Genomic DNA, 16,213 nt, shown 5'->3' with positions numbered 1-16,213 from the left:
TCCATGGCTCAATGGCAAGGTATTCGTGAGGTCGTTGTAGTAGGGCTTGGGATCACAGGTTTATCTGTGGTTAAGCACCTGCAAAAGGTTTCTGCGCAATTGGATGTGCCACTGAATATTCGAGTGATTGATACTCGGGCTGTAGCGCCAGGTGCTGATCAGTTGTCTGATGATGTTTCATTGCACAGTGGCGGTTGGGATCAGCAATGGCTTAATGAGGCAGACCTCATCGTGGCAAGTCCAGGCATAGCGCTTGCTACGCCGCAGTTAGCTCAGGCTATTGACTTGGGTGTACCTGTAGTCGGTGACATTGAGTTATTTGCGTGGGCAGTGAATAAGCCTGTGCTAGCGATCACGGGTTCTAATGGCAAGAGCACGGTGACTGATCTTACCGGTGTTATGGCTAACGCTGCTGGAGTGAAAACAGCGGTTGGTGGCAACATTGGCGTACCGGCACTTGAATTGCTCAACAGCGATGCGGACTTATACGTGCTTGAGCTATCAAGCTTTCAGCTCGAAACGACCTCAAGCCTAAAATTGCGAGCGGCCGCGTTTCTCAATCTATCTGAAGACCACATGGATAGATATGAGGGCATGCATGATTATCGTCAGGCTAAGCTGCGTATTTTTGAGCATACCGAAGTTAAGATCGTCAACGCTGATGATAAGGCAACCTATCCAGAAGATATCGAAGGACTGATAGAATTTGGGGTTGCTACTGGCGAATATAAGTTGTCTGATTATCAAGGGCAGACGTGGCTAACTGGCCATGAACAGCGCCTACTCGCAGCAAATGAGCTCTCTATTGTCGGTCAGCATAATATGCTCAATGCAATTGTGGCTATTGCATTATTGGAATCTGCGGGCATTAAAGTCGAATCTTCGCTCGACGCACTAAAGACTTACACAGGCCTGACGCACCGCTGTCAGGTGGTGAGTCGTGAAAACGATATTATCTGGGTCAACGACTCTAAGGCGACCAATGTTGCTAGTACATTAGCGGCGTTAAAGGGGCTGAAAATTGCCGGTCGTTTGTATTTACTCGTTGGCGGTGATGGCAAAGGGGCTGATTTTAGTGAACTAAAACCGGCGCTTGCCTCTTTGGATGTTGAGCTTTGTTGCTTTGGTGCCGATGGTAAGCAGTTGATTTCATTATCTGAAAACAGTGTTTACTTTGATAGCATGCAAGAAGCGGTTACTGCCATTCGACAGAAAGCTAAAGCAGGTGATATGGTGATGTTATCTCCGGCCTGTGCCAGTTTCGATCAGTTTGCAAATTTTATGCAGCGCGGAGAAGTGTTTACTCAGCTCGCTCAGACGCAGGATGCTTAGCATCTGCTATGCGTAGCAGGATGCAAATCAATCTAGAGATTAGGACAAAGTGAGAAATATGCGTTGGCTCTCTCGTTTCCATGGAAAGGAATCGACTCCCACATTAAGCCCTGAGCAAGAATCCTCTGAAGAGTCGCTAGACGACGTTCAGCAATACTCTGCATTGCCAGTGCTATTTGATAGACAGTTAGTGTGGCTATCACTGATCCTTATGCTGATAGGTTTAGTGATGGTGACGTCTGCGTCGCTACCTGTTAGTTACTCCCATTATGGTTATCCGTTCCATTATGCGATTCGTCACGCCTTTTATCTGTGCCTAGCGCTCGGTGTGATGGGGGTTGTCATACATGTTCCTACTGAGTATTGGTTAAAGCACAGCTCTAAGTTGCTGTTTACCAGTATGATCTTACTCGTTGTGGTGCTGTTGGCTGGTAAGTCAGTAAACGGTGCATCGCGCTGGATTCCTCTCGGTCCCATTAACTTCCAGCCAGCAGAGTTGGCTAAGCTCGCGCTGTTTGTTTTTATGGCAAGCTACCTATACCGCAAGCAGCAGGAAGTAAGATCGAGCTTTAAGAGTGGCTTCTTCAAGCCCTTTATTGTCTTTGCCTTATCGGCTCTCTTACTCTTAGGGCAGCCAGACCTTGGTACCGTAGTGGTAATGTTGGTGACTATCTTCGGTATGCTGTTTATCGCAGGTGCCAAGCTGTGGCAGTTCCTTGCCTTGGTGTTTGCTGGTGTCATGGGGATTGGCGTTCTGATCCTAATTGAGCCATACCGAATGAAGCGTGTCACTTCGTTTCTCGACCCGTGGGAAGACCCCTTTGGTAGTGGCTACCAGCTGACTCAATCATTAATGGCATTTGGTCGAGGTGAATGGTTTGGTCAAGGGTTAGGAAACTCAATTCAAAAGCTCGCTTATCTTCCTGAGGCACATACCGACTTTGTATTTGCGGTGATGGGGGAGGAGCTGGGCTTTATTGGTGTGACGGGGATTCTACTGCTGATATTTGCCTTGGTGTTTAAATCGGTATTTATCGGCAAGCGAGCCTTTGATGCCGGTGATGTGTTTAGTGGCTATCTGGCGTTAGGCTTTGGTATCTGGTTTGCCTTTCAGACTGTGGTTAACGTTGGCGCAGCTGCAGGTATGGTACCCACCAAAGGTTTAACTCTACCCCTGATCAGCTATGGTGGCTCGAGTCTTATCATAATGTCCATCGCGGTAGCTATCGTGATACGAATCGATCATGAGCATCGAGTATTAGATTATAAAGAGTCGTTACAAGCAGACGACGTGAAACAAGATGAAGTAAAGCAAGGTGTAGCCGAACAATGACAAACAATAAAAAGCGACTCTTGGTGATGGCAGGAGGCACTGGCGGCCACGTTTTTCCTGGGCTTGCAGTAGCGAAATATCTGCAGCAACAAGGATGGGAAATCCGTTGGTTAGGTACGGCTGATCGCATGGAAGCCGACCTTGTACCAAAGCACGGTATCGAGATAGATTTCATTAAGGTCAAAGGGCTGCGAGGCCAAGGCTTAGGTAAATTAATCAAAGCACCTTTTCAAATTATTAATGCCATTGCCCAGGCGAAAGCGCACATTAAACGCTACAACCCTGATGTGGTTTTAGGAATGGGTGGCTATGTTAGCGGCCCGGGTGGTATCGCTGCACGTCAGTGCGGTATTCCATTGGTGTTGCATGAACAAAATGCTGTGGCAGGGCTGACTAATGGTTGGCTGGCTAAGGTAGCAAGCAAGGTATTCCAAGCCTTTCCTGGTGCATTCCCTAATGCCGAGGTCGTGGGAAATCCAGTTAGAACTGATGTGGTCGCGCTTGAGTCGCCACAGACAAGGCTAGAATCTCGCGAGGGTGATATTCGAATCTTGGTGATGGGCGGCAGCCAAGGTGCGCGCATTTTAAATCACACATTGCCTGAAACCATTGCAGAGCTAGGCAGTGGCTATACGGTTTGGCATCAAGTGGGTAAAGATAACTTTGAAGACGTCGAGTCTCGTTATCAACAAGCGGGCGTTCAGCAAGCGAAGGTCACCGAGTTCATTGATGACGTAGCGGCTGCGTATGAATGGGCCGACTTGATCGTTTGCCGCTCTGGTGCGTTGACAGTCTCTGAGGTTTCAGCGGCGGGCTTGGCGGCGATATTCATCCCGTACCCGCATAAAGATAGACAACAAGCGCTCAATGGCGACTACCTAGTCGACGCTGACGCTGCCAAAATGATTGAGCAGCAGAACCTTTCTGCCGCCAAATTAACACAAACCATTCAGGGGCTAGATAGAGCCTCATTGCTCGAGATGGCAATTAAGTCACGTCAAGCGGCTAAGCTTGATGCAGATAAAGTGGTTGCAGAGGCAATAGTCGCTCTAAGCAACCGCAGTGATAAATAATCTCGAACAATACTGAGCAAGAGAACAATTATGGTAATCGAACACAAACAAGATTTGGCGCACATCCGAGCGATGATCCCTGAGATGCGACGCGTTAAAAGCATTCACTTCGTTGGCATCGGTGGCGCGGGTATGAGCGGCATTGCAGAGGTTTTGCTAAATGAAGGCTACGCCATCTCTGGCTCAGACATTAGTCAAAATGCCGTTACAGACCGACTGCAAAGCAAGGGCGCGACCATCTTTATTGGTCATGACCAAACTAATGTAGAAAACGCCAGCGTGGTCGTGGTATCTACGGCCATTGATCAGGGTAACCCTGAGCTTGTAGCGGCTAAAGCTTTACGAATTCCTGTTGTGCGTCGTGCAGAGATGCTCGCTGAGATTATGCGCTACCGCCATGGTATTGCCGTCGCGGGTACTCACGGTAAAACCACAACTACTGCCTTAGTGACTCAAATCTATTCTGAGGCGGGCTTAGATCCTACGTTTGTTAACGGTGGCCTAGTAAAGAGCGCGGGAACTAATGCGCGCTTGGGTTCAAGTCGAATCCTTATTGCTGAAGCAGATGAGAGCGATGCCTCCTTCTTGCACCTTCAGCCTATGGTCGCCATTGTAACTAACATTGAAGCTGACCATATGGATACTTACGGCGGTGACTTTGAAGTACTCAAGCAAACCTTTGCTGACTTCCTACATAAACTGCCATTCTATGGCCAAGCCATCATGTGCATTGATGATCCTGTTATTCGTGAGATGCTTCCGACCATCAGTCGCCAAGTTATTACCTACGGCTTTTCTGATGATGCGGACGTGAAGATCGTGAATTACCGCCAGCAAGGCCAGCAGAGCTTCTTTACGGTAGAGCGTGAAGGGCGAAATGACCTAGCGATTACGCTCAACATGCCAGGTAAGCACAATGCATTGAATGCGTCAGCTGCGATTGCGGTTGCCACCGAAGACGACATCTCTGATGAGGCAATTCTTTCGGCACTATTAGCAACTCAAGGCACGGGACGTCGATTTGAGCACTTGGGCGAGTTTGAAACCGGTAATGGTACTGCCATGCTGGTGGATGATTACGGTCATCACCCTAGTGAGGTTGATGTCACCATCGATGCTGCGCGTGCAGGTTGGCCAGATAAGCGTCTGGTTATGGTGTTTCAACCACACCGTTACAGCCGTACTCGCGATCTTTACGATGATTTTGCCAATGTCTTGGACAAAGTTGACGTACTACTGATGTTAGACGTTTATTCTGCGGGTGAAGCACCTATTGCCGGGGCTGATGGACGTTCTTTATGTCGTACTATCCGTAGCCGAGGTCGCATTGATCCTATCTTTGTTAAAGAGCAAGATGATCTACCTAAGGTACTGGCCAACTTGTTGCAAGAAGGTGATCTTGTTCTCACTCAGGGCGCTGGTGATGTAGGAAAGGTTGCTAAAAGGTTGGAAAAGTTAGAACTTAACATCAGAGCAATGCAAAAAAGCTAGTTTCCTTATCGAAATATCCGTTATTGCTATGGAAAGATAATGCCGGGCAAGTATAATCAGTCAATAGATATACTTGCCTGTAAAGGGTTATGTGCCGTTAATTAGGAAGTCGACGACATTATAAAAATGGAATCTACATTAGACGTCGAAACCGAATATAAACAAAGGCCTAGGTTCAAATTTTCTTGGGTTGATGCGAGTTTTTTATTGTTCGTAGTCGCTTTGATTGTGTTTGGTATTTTTTCCACAGTTGCATGGATGCGAGACAGTGGACGACTACCCCTTTCTCAATTTGTCCTTGAAGGTGACCTTGAATATGTGCACAGCACTGATGTGCAGAGTGTGTTATCGCATATTCATCCATTCGGCACATTTATGACTCAGGATGTTAATCAATTGCAAACAGCTGTTGAATCTCTTCCTTGGGTTGCGAGTGCCGCCATTCGTAAGCAATGGCCAAACACCATTAAGGTGTTTTTGATGGAACATCACCCAGCCGCAATCTGGAATGGTAATGCGCTTCTAAACAGTAACGGCCAGATATTTTATGCCGATGTTGGGCAGTTGCATCAGCAAGACCAAGAAATCGTTAAGCTTTACGGCCCTGAAACTGAAAGTGAAAGGGTGTTAGATACTTGGCGAGAGATTGAGCCGCAATTTGCGAGTCTCGGTTTGCAGATCACTTCAGTAGTACTGAATGACCGACATGCTTGGCAGCTGATATTAGACAATGGCATCCGCCTTGAATTGGGTAAAGATGCCTTAGAAGAAAGAATTCAGAGGTTTGTTGACCTATATCACCACATGGATGAGAGAGTTCAACAGATCAGTTATATAGATTTAAGATATGACACCGGAGCCGCCATCGGCTGGCTAACGGAAGACCAAAGGCAAGAGAGTAGTAATGACCAAGGGCACGGATGACAACCTGATTGTTGGTCTGGATATCGGTACAGCGGCTGTTTCAGCGTTAGTAGGCGAAATTCTTCCAGACGGACAGATCAATATAATTGGCGCTGGTAGCAGTCCATCCCGTGGAATGGATAAGGGTGGGGTGAATGACCTCGACTCTGTGATCAAATCAGTGGAGCGTGCAGTGAATCAAGCTGAGCTTATGGCTGAGCACAAGATCACCAACGTATATTTATCCATCTCAGGTCAGCACATTACCAGTCGCATTGAAAAGGGCATGGGCACCATCTCTGATGAAGAGGTATCTCAAGAAGATATGGATCGCGCGATCCATACCGCTCGCTCTATCAAGATTGGTGAAGAAGAGCGCATCCTGCATGTTATTCCGCAAGAGTTCAAAATCGATCACCTTGGTGGGATCAAGAACCCGCTAGGGCTTTCTGGCGTGCGCATGGAAGTGAGCGTTCATATGATCTCTTGCCATAACGATATGGCTCGTAATGTTATCAAGGCAGTAGAGCGCTGTGGCCTATCGGTTGAGCAGTTGGTCTTCTCTGGCCTTGCAGCAAGTGATGCGGTTATTACAGAAGACGAAAAAGAGCTGGGTGTGTGTGTTGTCGATATCGGCGCAGGCACTATGGATGTGGCACTTTGGACTGGCGGCGCACTGCGTCACACCGAAGTGTTTTCCTATGCAGGTAACTCTGTCACCAGTGACATCGCGTTTGCCTTTGGCACGCCAATTAACGATGCCGAAGAGATTAAGGTTAAGTATGGCTGTGCTATGAGTGAATTGGTCAGTAAAGATGACACAGTTAACGTTCCTAGCGTTGGCGGTCGACCATCTCGCAGTTTACAAAGACAAACCTTATCTGAAGTGATAGAACCGCGTTATACTGAGCTTATGGGTTTAATAAACCAAGCGATTGAAAACGCTCAAAACAAGATGCGAGAGAACGGTGTTAAACACCATCACATTGCAGCTGGTATCGTATTAACCGGCGGCGCATCGCAAATAGAAGGTTTAGCCGAATGTGCAGAACGCGTATTTGGCAATCAAGTTAGAATCGGTAAGCCTACGGAAGTAAAAGGCTTAACAGATTACGTAAAGGAGCCGTACCACTCTACGGCAGTTGGTTTATTGCATTATGGCAAGGACAGCAGTTTTAATGATGAAGGCGAGTATTCGGAACCGAAACAGTCCTCTTTAACTGGCTTGTTCAGCAAAATGCGTAATTGGATACAAAAAGAATTTTAACCTGGATAGACAGGAAAACGGAGAAAGCACATGTTTGAACCGATGACGGAAATGAATGACGAAGCCGTAATTAAGGTCGTTGGTGTTGGCGGTGGCGGCGGTAATGCCGTTGAACATATGGTGCGCGAGTCCATCGAGGGCGTAGAATTCATCAGTGTTAATACCGATGCACAGGCGCTACGCAAAACTAGCGTTAGCTCAGTTATTCAAATTGGTACAGATATCACCAAAGGTCTTGGTGCCGGAGCGAACCCACAAGTAGGTCGTGATTCGGCGCTTGAAGATCGTGAAGCGATTAAAGAAATACTAACGGGTGCCGATATGGTATTCATCGCCGCTGGTATGGGTGGCGGTACAGGTACAGGCGCAGCCCCTGTTATTGCAGAAATTGCCAAAGAACTTGGCGTTTTAACAGTAGCAGTAGTGACAAAGCCATTTGGTTTTGAAGGCAAAAAACGCCTATCGTTTGCAGAGCAAGGAATCGAAGAGCTTTCAAAGCATGTTGATTCATTGATTACGATTCCAAATGAAAAGCTACTTAAGGTGTACGGACGCAACGTAACCCTTTTAGAAGCGTTCGGCTATGCAAATGACGTATTAAAAGATGCAGTACAAGGTATTGCAGAATTGATTACTCGTCCTGGCATGATCAACGTCGACTTCGCGGATGTTCGCACCGTGATGTCTGAAATGGGTCAAGCTATGATGGGCAGTGGCGTATCTACTGGTGAAGACCGTGCAGAAGAAGCAGCAGAAGCCGCTATTTCACACTCTCTACTAGAAGATATCGACCTAGCTGGCGCACGTGGTGTTCTTGTTAACATCACTGCTGGCATGGATATGCGTCTGGACGAGTTCGAGATTGTGGGTAACACAGTTAAGGCATTTGCGTCTGACAATGCTACAGTTGTAATCGGTACTTCTCTAGACCCTGATATGTCTGACGAATTCCGTGTAACTGTTGTTGCAACAGGTATCGGCAACGAGAAGAAGCCAGAGATTACTTTGGTTGGAGCAGCGTCTAAGCCAAAAGCGGTTGCGACTCCTGAGCCTCGCGTTGCCGTGGCAACAAAAGTAGAACCAGAGATGAAGATCCAACCAGCAGCGGTTAAGCCAAAAACTGAACCAGCAACATCTCGCCCAGCGAGTGGAGCGGGGCAGCAGGTAGCAAACTCAGGTCAAACTGAGAGCGCATACCTAGATATACCAGCGTTTTTGCGCAACCAAGCCGACTAATTGTTCGTTTTTTTGACAATTGTCAAAAAACTGGTAGGATGTGCGACCAAGCTGATAAACAGCTAGCAACTTTGCTTTAATGAGAGGTATTGCATGATTAGGCAGCGTACTTTAAAAGAGATTGTCAAAACAACTGGAGTGGGTCTGCACTCTGGGCGAAAAGTGACATTAACGCTTCGCCCAGCGGCAACAAACACAGGTGTTATATACCGTAGAACAGATCTAGAACCTGCAGTGGATTTCCCTGCGGACGCTAACTCTGTGCGCGATACAATGCTTTGTACTGCTCTTGTTAACGATGAAGGCGTGCGCATTTCTACCGTTGAGCACTTGAATGCCGCGCTTGCTGGTATGGGTATCGATAATATTATTATCGAGGTAGACGCACCTGAAATCCCTATTATGGATGGTAGTGCTAGCCCATTCGTATACTTGCTACAATCAGCAGGTATCGAGGTGCAAAACGCAGCTAAGCGTTTCATTCGTATCAAGAAACCAGTTCGCGTAGAAGACGGTGATAAGTGGGCAGAACTTGTTCCTTATGACGGTTTCCGCCTGGATTTTGAGATCGAGTTCGAACACCCGGCGATCGATTCAGATGAGCAGCATATGCTATTCGATTTCTCTTCGAAGTCATTCGTAAAAGAGATCTCTCGCGCTCGTACTTTTGGTTTCATGCGTGATATTGAGTACCTTCAGTCTCAAAATCTATGTCTAGGCGGTAGCTTTGACTGTGCAATCGTATTGGACGAATACCGAATTCTTAACGAAGACGGTTTACGTTTCTCTAACGAGTTTGTGACTCACAAAGTACTTGATGCTATTGGTGATATGTATATGTGTGGTTCTCCTATCGTGGGTGAATTACGTGCATTTAAATCAGGCCACGGTCTAAATAACCAACTTCTTCGTGCAGTTCTTGCTGACCAAGAAGCATGGGAATGGGCAACCTTCGAAGAAGAAGCAGGCTCACCAGTGGCATTCGCTGAACCAAACATGGTTCTAGCGTAATCGCTACGTAAAAGCGTTCTAATAAAAAAGCAGCCATTGGCTGCTTTTTTTGTATCTAATTTCCTAGCTGATAGCTGATAGCTGATAGCTGATAGCTGAGAACCTATTTCTCTGCGAGTTTAGCGATATTCTGTAGTCGCTGCCTGATTTTGTCCGGAGCCATTTCGGCCAACATGTTCAGATTATCCGCTGTGGCTTGTGATAGCGGAGGACGAGAAGGGGCTTTTTTTTCTGCGACGAACAATTGATCGCTTTTATAGAGATCGGGACACACCTTTACTTCGATATTTATAAGGCGAGCAAAACCTTGTTGTCTCAATTGAGATAGTAGATACAAACGGTCATAGTTTAGCTTCATCATGATCGATGCATTGGCGACCTCTAAGATTAACTGGCTACCACGACAGTTTGCCACGCGACAATAACGCCTGATTTCCTTTGGTAGCAAATCAAGAATGCTGTTATTTAACTTACTGATGGTAGCAGCATGCTCTTGGATTGAACCAAGCTTGGTATTCTTGATAACGTCTTCAGTAAGTGTAGGTCTATGGTCTCGCACGGCTATGCCTTAATGACAGATAACAGGGTAATTTTATCACGCCTTCGCCTTTGATTCGCTTTATCTTTAGTCAATACAAAGGAAAAAGTAGAAGCTTGTTCAAACTAAACCAGTTTCTAATGGTGGATAACTTCAAAATTTCATACACTAGAACGCATTAAATCTAGCTTGAAGCTTGAAATTGCTTGCTTTGAACTCAATATAATTAGCACTCGCTTAATAGATAGACAAGCTGAACAAGTATTTGGGATCTTGAGATCCCACAACAAGAGAAACGATAACAATGATAACTAAGCTACTGACAAAGGTAATTGGCAGTCGAAACGACCGTACTCTTCGCCGTCTTCGTAAGATCGTTAAAGAGATCAATAGCTACGAACCAGATTACGAAAAGCTAAGTGACGAAGAACTAAAAGCCAAAACGGTTGAGTTCCGTCAGCGTCTAGAGCAAGGAGAAACTCTAGAGCAGTTACTACCTCATGCATTTGCAACCGTACGTGAAGCATCAAAGCGTGTGTACGGCATGCGTCACTTCGACGTACAGCTTATTGGTGGTATGGTACTAAATAACAGTCAGATTGCAGAGATGCGTACTGGTGAGGGTAAGACGCTAACGGCAACACTACCGGCATACCTAAACGCCCTAACTGGCAAAGGCGTTCACATCGTTACTGTGAACGACTACTTGGCGAGCCGTGATGCTGAGACTAACCGTCCACTATTTGAATTCCTTGGAATGACAGTAGGTGTGAACGTGCCAAACATGGCACCTCCAGCGAAGAAAGAAGCCTACCAAGCCGATATCCTATACGGAACAAACAACGAGTTTGGTTTCGATTACCTACGTGACAACATGGCGTTTCGCAGCGAAGACCGCGTGCAACGCGAGCGTTTCTTTGCAGTAGTGGATGAGGTTGACTCCATCCTTATCGATGAAGCTCGAACTCCGCTTATCATTTCTGGTCCTGCAGAAGACAGTTCAGACCTTTACACTCGCATTAACACGCTAATTCCACATCTTGAGATACAAGATAAAGAAGATAGCGAAGAGTACCGTGGCGATGGTCACTACACTCTGGATGAGAAATCTAAGCAAGTTTACCTAACTGAGACCGGCCAAGAGTTCGTCGAAGAACTCATGGTTAAGAACGGTCTGATGGAAGAGGGTGATACCCTTTACTCTCCGACTAACATCAGCCTACTTCACCACGTAAACGCAGCACTTCGCGCGCATGTATTGTTTGAACGCAACGTTGATTACATCGTGAATGAAGAAGGCGAAGTGGTTATCGTTGATGAGCACACGGGTCGTACTATGCCTGGTCGTCGCTGGTCTGAAGGTCTTCACCAAGCTGTTGAAGCAAAAGAAGGTGTTAAGATCCAAAACGAAAACCAGACGTTGGCATCGATTACCTTCCAGAACTACTTCCGTCTATACGACAAACTATCGGGTATGACAGGTACTGCAGATACTGAAGCATTTGAGTTCCAGTCTATCTACGGCCTAGAAACAGTGGTTATCCCAACCAACAAGCCTATGGTTCGTAACGATATGCCTGATGTGGTTTATCGTACAGAGGCAGAGAAATTTGCCGCTATTATCGAAGATATCAAAGAGCGTGTAGAGGCGGGACAGCCATCATTGGTGGGTACTGTCTCTATCGAAAAATCAGAGCTCCTTTCTAATGCTTTGAAAGAAGCGAAGATCAAGCACAACGTTCTGAATGCGAAATTCCACGAACGTGAAGCAGAAATCGTTGCTAGCGCAGGTATGCCAGGTGCGGTAACTATCGCAACCAACATGGCCGGTCGTGGTACCGATATCGTGCTAGGTGGTAACTGGAAAGCGGAAGTTGAAGCGCTAGACAATCCATCTGAAGAGCAAGTTGAGAAGATCCGACAAGAGTGGAAACAAGTTCATGACGCGGTACTAGAGTCTGGTGGCTTGCACATCATTGGTACTGAACGTCACGAATCTCGTCGTATCGATAACCAGCTACGTGGTCGTTCTGGTCGTCAGGGTGATGCAGGTTCATCTCGCTTCTACCTATCAATGGAAGATTCATTGCTACGTATCTTCACTTCAGAGCGTATGGCTGGCTTGATTCAGTCAGGCATGGATGAAGGTGAAGCTATCGAGAGCAAGATGCTTTCTCGCTCCATTGAAAAGGCACAGCGTAAGGTTGAAGGCCGTAACTTTGATATTCGTAAGCAGCTACTTGAGTACGATGATGTTGCCAACGATCAACGTAAAGTGGTTTACGAACTGCGTGACGAGTTGATGGAAGTTGATGACATCAGCGTGATGATTGAGCAGAACCGTGAAGATGTGGTTGATAGCACAATTAACGAATACATTCAGCCTCAGTCTCTAGAAGAGATGTGGGATATCGAAGGCCTAGAGAAGCGTATGAAGTCAGATTTCGATCTAGACCTACCAATTCAAACTTGGCTAGACGAAGACGACAAGCTTTATGAAGAAGCATTGCGTGAGAAGATTCTGAACACTGCAGTTGAAGTGTACAAGCAGAAAGAAGAAGTGGTTGGCGCATCTGTGCTACGTAACTTTGAAAAATCTGTCATGTTGCAGTCTCTTGACGGACTTTGGAAAGAGCACTTGGCGGCGATGGATCATCTACGTCAGGGTATCCACCTACGTGGCTATGCACAGAAGAACCCGAAACAAGAATATAAGCGTGAGTCATTTGAGCTGTTTGAAGGCCTACTAGAGACCCTTAAGACAGACGTGATTACTATCCTTAGTAAGGTTCGAGTACAGCAGCAAGAAGAAGTTGAGCGTATGGAAGCTCAGCGTCAAGCTCAAGCGGAAGCGGCTGCACGTATGGCGCAAGCTCAGCATCAAACAGCTGAAAGCCAGTTAGCGGATGATGAGCAGCCTGAAGCTGCAGCTCAAGCTCCAGTTCGCAATGAGCAAAAGGTGGGTCGTAACGAACCTTGCCCATGTGGTTCTGGTAAGAAGTACAAACAGTGTCACGGTAAAATTGCTTAATTATTCAATTAAGTAATTATGGATACACTAAGAAGAGTCGCGTAAGCGGCTCTTTTTTTGCCTGAAAAGGAGATCAAATGAAAAGAGTACATATCGTTGCTGGAATCATCTTTAATCCAGAAAAGACACAAGTTTATATAACAAAGCGTCCTGATAATGCCCACAAAGGTGGCTTCTGGGAGTTTCCCGGTGGGAAAGTAGAAGATAATGAATCTGTCAGTGACGCAATAGAAAGAGAGCTGTTCGAAGAGATCGGTATTCAAGGTTTACACAGTGAGTCATTCCAGCATTTTGATTTTGACTATACAGACAAGTCGCTGAGCTTTGATTTCCTGTTGATCCATAGCTTTGAAGGCAAGCCTTATGGTAAAGAGGGGCAACTAGGGCAGTGGGTTGCAGTGCCTGACCTAGCTAATTACACCTTCCCAGAAGCAAACGTTCCAGTAGTACAAGCGGTGATCCAACACTTTTGCGAGGAAATGTGAATTGGCTGGATTCCAAAGTGTGATTCAGATACATTAAGTTACCCCCAGCTTTATATAATGGAGACTAGCGTAGTGGTGCGAATAGCAGTTGCCGGAGCGGCAGGCCGTATGGGCCGTAACTTGGTTAAAGCAACAAATGTCATGGAGCAAACAACCCTTGGAGCAGCCAATGAACGTCCACAATCTTCTTTGATTGGTGTTGATGTTGGTGAGTTAAGTGGTGAAGGAAAGCTTGATGTCGCATTAGTGGATGACTTCAGCAAGGTTGTCGATGAATTTGACGTAATTGTTGACTTTACCGCACCAGAAAATACGTTAGCGAACCTAGAGTTGTGTAAAGAGCATGGTAAGGCAATTGTCATTGGAACGACGGGCTTTACAGAGTCTCAAAAGCAACAGATCAGTGAATACGCTAAAGACGTTTCTATTGTTATGGCGCCAAACTTCAGTGTGGGCGTTAACCTAGTCTTTAAGCTTCTTGAAAAAGCAGCCAAGGTTATGGGTGATTACACGGATATTGAAATTGTAGAAGCGCATCACCGTCATAAAGTCGATGCTCCATCAGGCACAGCAATTGGTATGGGTGAAGCTATCGCCAATGCTATGGGCAATGAACTTTCAGATGTTGCAGTCTATGCGCGCGAAGGCATCACGGGCGAAAGAACCCGTGATGAGATTGGCTTTGCCACTATCCGAGCTGGCGATATTGTCGGTGAGCACACTGCGATGTTTGCAGATGTGGGTGAGCGAGTAGAAATCACTCACAAGGCAACCGATAGAATGACATTTGCCAATGGTGCAATAAGAGCAGCCCTTTGGTTAGGGAGCAAACCAGCAGGTTTGTATAGCATGACCGATGTGCTCGATTTGAATAATATCTAAAAAAACGCCAGCATTTGCTGGCGTTTTTTTTGCTTAAATTTTACGGCCGCTTATAAGCGATTTTCTGTAAGGTTTAATTGTGTTTTTGGGTGTTTCGCGTGTAATTGATGTAAAGGTGTGTATTTGTGGTGATTAACTGGCTAGGTTAACGATTGCTATTTTTTTTGGATCGCATTTTCACAGCGATGTGAGCAAAATCAGAGCAACCGATAAAGCTTCTGCTATTTTTACACTAAGAAAGTAGGGTTAAGCTTAAGTTTTACCGGTTTCATATAGTAAATTACATATGATAGTTAAAAAGTTTAGTTTTTATCTGTCATTTATTTGACAATTTTGCGCTGCATCTTTAAAATGCCGCCAATTTGTCTGAGTTCAGCAAATGTGATCTGCCTCTACATAGAGTCAGGTACTTGAAATTTAATTTATTAATTTCGCATATTTATTTGTTTGGAGGTTGTCTTGAATAAGCCAGCAATATTGGTCCTTGAAGATGGGACTGTGTTCCGTGGTGTAGCGATTGGAGCTGAAGGCTCTGCCGTTGGAGAAGTTGTTTTTAATACCTCGATGACGGGGTACCAAGAAATTCTTACTGATCCTTCCTATTCTCAACAGATCGTTACTCTTACTTACCCTCACATTGGCAACACCGGAACCAATTCCGAAGATGAAGAATCTACTTCAATCCACGCTCAAGGCCTTGTGATTCGCGATCTCCCTCTTATAGCTTCTAACTTCCGCAACGAACAAACCCTTTCTGATTACCTTAAGTCTCAAAACATTGTCGGCATTGCAGACATCGATACGCGTAAACTAACGCGTATTCTACGTGAGAAAGGTGCACAGAACGGTTGTGTTGTTGCTGGTAACAACCTTGACGAAGCTCTAGCGCTAGCTAAAGCAAAAGAATTCCCTGGCCTAAAAGGAATGGATCTTGCGAAAGAGGTTACTACAAAAGAAGCGTACCAATGGAAACAAGGTTCGTGGACGCTCACGGGTGGTCTTCCAGAAGCGAAAGATGACTCAGAACTGCCATATCACGTTGTTGCCTACGACTTCGGTGCAAAACGCAACATCCTGCGCATGCTCGTTGACCGTGGCTGCCGCCTAACCGTCGTTCCTGCTGAAACCTCAGCGGAAGAAGTACTGGCAATGAACCCAGATGGCGTATTCCTTTCGAATGGCCCTGGTGACCCTGCACCGTGTACTTACGCCATTGAAGCAACACAGACTTTCCTAGACAAAGGCTTACCTATTTTCGGTATCTGCCTGGGTCACCAAATCCTAGCTTTGGCTTCTGGTGCTAAAACAGTGAAGATGAAGTTTGGTCACCACGGTGCCAACCATCCTGTTAAAGACCTAGATCGCGATGTAGTGATGATTACTTCTCAGAACCACGGCTTTGCTGCTGATGAAGAAACACTACCAGCTAACTTACGCGCAACGCACAAATCACTATTTGATGGCTCTTTGCAGGGTATTCATCGCACTGATAAGCCAGCATTTAGCTTCCAAGGTCACCCAGAAGCGAGCCCAGGTCCACACGACGCAGCGCCGCTATTTGACCATTTCATTGACCTGATTAACCAGTTTGCTTCTAACAAGCAAGACAAAGCGTAAGTTGGAGTAGAGAA

At 46.1% G+C, this 16,213-nt stretch carries 13 protein-coding genes; 12 read left to right on the top strand and 1 reads right to left on the bottom strand.

Annotated elements, in window-relative coordinates; genetic code table 11:
* Positions 1-3: 3 nt before the first annotated feature.
* The 8 genes from murD to lpxC all read left to right on the top strand — a co-directional run bounded on the left by murD (position 4) and on the right by lpxC (position 9,646).
* Entirely contained in the window at positions 4-1,332 is a 1,329-nt protein-coding gene (gene murD / locus OCU35_RS11270; RefSeq protein ID WP_102430245.1) for a UDP-N-acetylmuramoyl-L-alanine--D-glutamate ligase, read from the top strand.
* Positions 1,333-1,390: 58 nt separating this feature from the next.
* Positions 1,391-2,665: a cell division protein FtsW gene (ftsW, locus tag OCU35_RS11265; protein ID WP_065209456.1), complete on the top strand. Its 1,275-nt coding sequence runs from the start codon at positions 1,391-1,393 to the stop codon at positions 2,663-2,665.
* Positions 2,662-3,738: an undecaprenyldiphospho-muramoylpentapeptide beta-N-acetylglucosaminyltransferase gene (gene murG / locus OCU35_RS11260; RefSeq protein ID WP_017026844.1), complete on the top strand. Its 1,077-nt coding sequence runs from the start codon at positions 2,662-2,664 to the stop codon at positions 3,736-3,738. Before ftsW ends, murG begins: the two co-directional genes overlap by 4 nt.
* 30 nt (positions 3,739-3,768) lie before the next feature.
* A complete protein-coding gene (gene murC / locus OCU35_RS11255) occupies positions 3,769-5,229 on the top strand; it encodes a UDP-N-acetylmuramate--L-alanine ligase (protein ID WP_017026845.1) in 1,461 nt (486 codons plus the stop codon).
* Between the two features lie 126 nt (positions 5,230-5,355).
* A complete protein-coding gene (locus OCU35_RS11250; RefSeq protein ID WP_017026846.1) occupies positions 5,356-6,153 on the top strand; it encodes a cell division protein FtsQ/DivIB in 798 nt (265 codons plus the stop codon).
* A complete protein-coding gene (ftsA, locus tag OCU35_RS11245) occupies positions 6,134-7,399 on the top strand; it encodes a cell division protein FtsA (protein WP_017026847.1) in 1,266 nt (421 codons plus the stop codon). The genes OCU35_RS11250 and ftsA overlap by 20 nt, the downstream gene beginning before the upstream one ends.
* 30 nt (positions 7,400-7,429) lie before the next feature.
* Positions 7,430-8,635 (top strand): cell division protein FtsZ, encoded by a 1,206-nt coding sequence (gene ftsZ / locus OCU35_RS11240; RefSeq protein ID WP_261825374.1) that lies wholly within the window; start codon positions 7,430-7,432, stop codon positions 8,633-8,635.
* A 93-nt stretch (positions 8,636-8,728) separates the two neighbouring features.
* Positions 8,729-9,646 carry a UDP-3-O-acyl-N-acetylglucosamine deacetylase gene (lpxC, locus tag OCU35_RS11235; RefSeq protein ID WP_017026849.1) on the top strand — a complete coding sequence of 306 codons (918 nt, stop codon included), beginning with the start codon at positions 8,729-8,731 and terminating at the stop codon, positions 9,644-9,646.
* Between the two features lie 103 nt (positions 9,647-9,749).
* Here lpxC and OCU35_RS11230 read toward each other — a convergent pair whose 3' ends face one another.
* Positions 9,750-10,205 carry a DUF721 domain-containing protein gene (locus OCU35_RS11230; RefSeq protein WP_261825373.1) on the bottom strand — a complete coding sequence of 152 codons (456 nt, stop codon included), beginning with the start codon at positions 10,203-10,205 and terminating at the stop codon, positions 9,750-9,752.
* Between the two features lie 283 nt (positions 10,206-10,488).
* Between OCU35_RS11230 and secA the strand changes: the two genes are divergently transcribed.
* From secA to carA, 4 genes are all read left to right on the top strand, one after another.
* Entirely contained in the window at positions 10,489-13,215 is a 2,727-nt protein-coding gene (gene secA, locus OCU35_RS11225; RefSeq protein ID WP_017026851.1) for a preprotein translocase subunit SecA, read from the top strand.
* A 77-nt stretch (positions 13,216-13,292) separates the two neighbouring features.
* A complete protein-coding gene (gene mutT, locus OCU35_RS11220; protein WP_261825372.1) occupies positions 13,293-13,700 on the top strand; it encodes an 8-oxo-dGTP diphosphatase MutT in 408 nt (135 codons plus the stop codon).
* Between the two features lie 57 nt (positions 13,701-13,757).
* A complete protein-coding gene (gene dapB / locus OCU35_RS11215) occupies positions 13,758-14,582 on the top strand; it encodes a 4-hydroxy-tetrahydrodipicolinate reductase (protein ID WP_261825371.1) in 825 nt (274 codons plus the stop codon).
* Positions 14,583-15,041: 459 nt separating this feature from the next.
* Positions 15,042-16,199 carry a glutamine-hydrolyzing carbamoyl-phosphate synthase small subunit gene (gene carA / locus OCU35_RS11210; protein WP_017026854.1) on the top strand — a complete coding sequence of 386 codons (1,158 nt, stop codon included), beginning with the start codon at positions 15,042-15,044 and terminating at the stop codon, positions 16,197-16,199.
* Positions 16,200-16,213: the final 14 nt, after the last annotated feature.

This window comes from Vibrio breoganii (genome assembly GCF_024346795.1).
GTDB lineage: Bacteria > Pseudomonadota > Gammaproteobacteria > Enterobacterales > Vibrionaceae > Vibrio > Vibrio breoganii.
This window is presented reverse-complemented; position numbering and strand designations above follow the sequence as displayed.

Excerpts from the sequence above, each read along its gene's own strand:
- murD (WP_102430245.1), top strand. The coding sequence starts at position 4 with ATGGCTCAATGGCAAGGTATTCGTGAGGTCGTTGTAGTAGGGCTTGGG.
- ftsW (WP_065209456.1), top strand. The coding sequence starts at position 1,391 with ATGCGTTGGCTCTCTCGTTTCCATGGAAAGGAATCGACTCCCACATTA.
- murG (WP_017026844.1), top strand. The coding sequence starts at position 2,662 with ATGACAAACAATAAAAAGCGACTCTTGGTGATGGCAGGAGGCACTGGC.
- murC (WP_017026845.1), top strand. The coding sequence starts at position 3,769 with ATGGTAATCGAACACAAACAAGATTTGGCGCACATCCGAGCGATGATC.
- OCU35_RS11250 (WP_017026846.1), top strand. The coding sequence starts at position 5,356 with ATGGAATCTACATTAGACGTCGAAACCGAATATAAACAAAGGCCTAGG.
- ftsA (WP_017026847.1), top strand. The coding sequence starts at position 6,134 with ATGACCAAGGGCACGGATGACAACCTGATTGTTGGTCTGGATATCGGT.
- ftsZ (WP_261825374.1), top strand. The coding sequence starts at position 7,430 with ATGTTTGAACCGATGACGGAAATGAATGACGAAGCCGTAATTAAGGTC.
- lpxC (WP_017026849.1), top strand. The coding sequence starts at position 8,729 with ATGATTAGGCAGCGTACTTTAAAAGAGATTGTCAAAACAACTGGAGTG.
- secA (WP_017026851.1), top strand. The coding sequence starts at position 10,489 with ATGATAACTAAGCTACTGACAAAGGTAATTGGCAGTCGAAACGACCGT.
- mutT (WP_261825372.1), top strand. The coding sequence starts at position 13,293 with ATGAAAAGAGTACATATCGTTGCTGGAATCATCTTTAATCCAGAAAAG.
- dapB (WP_261825371.1), top strand. The coding sequence starts at position 13,758 with ATGGAGACTAGCGTAGTGGTGCGAATAGCAGTTGCCGGAGCGGCAGGC.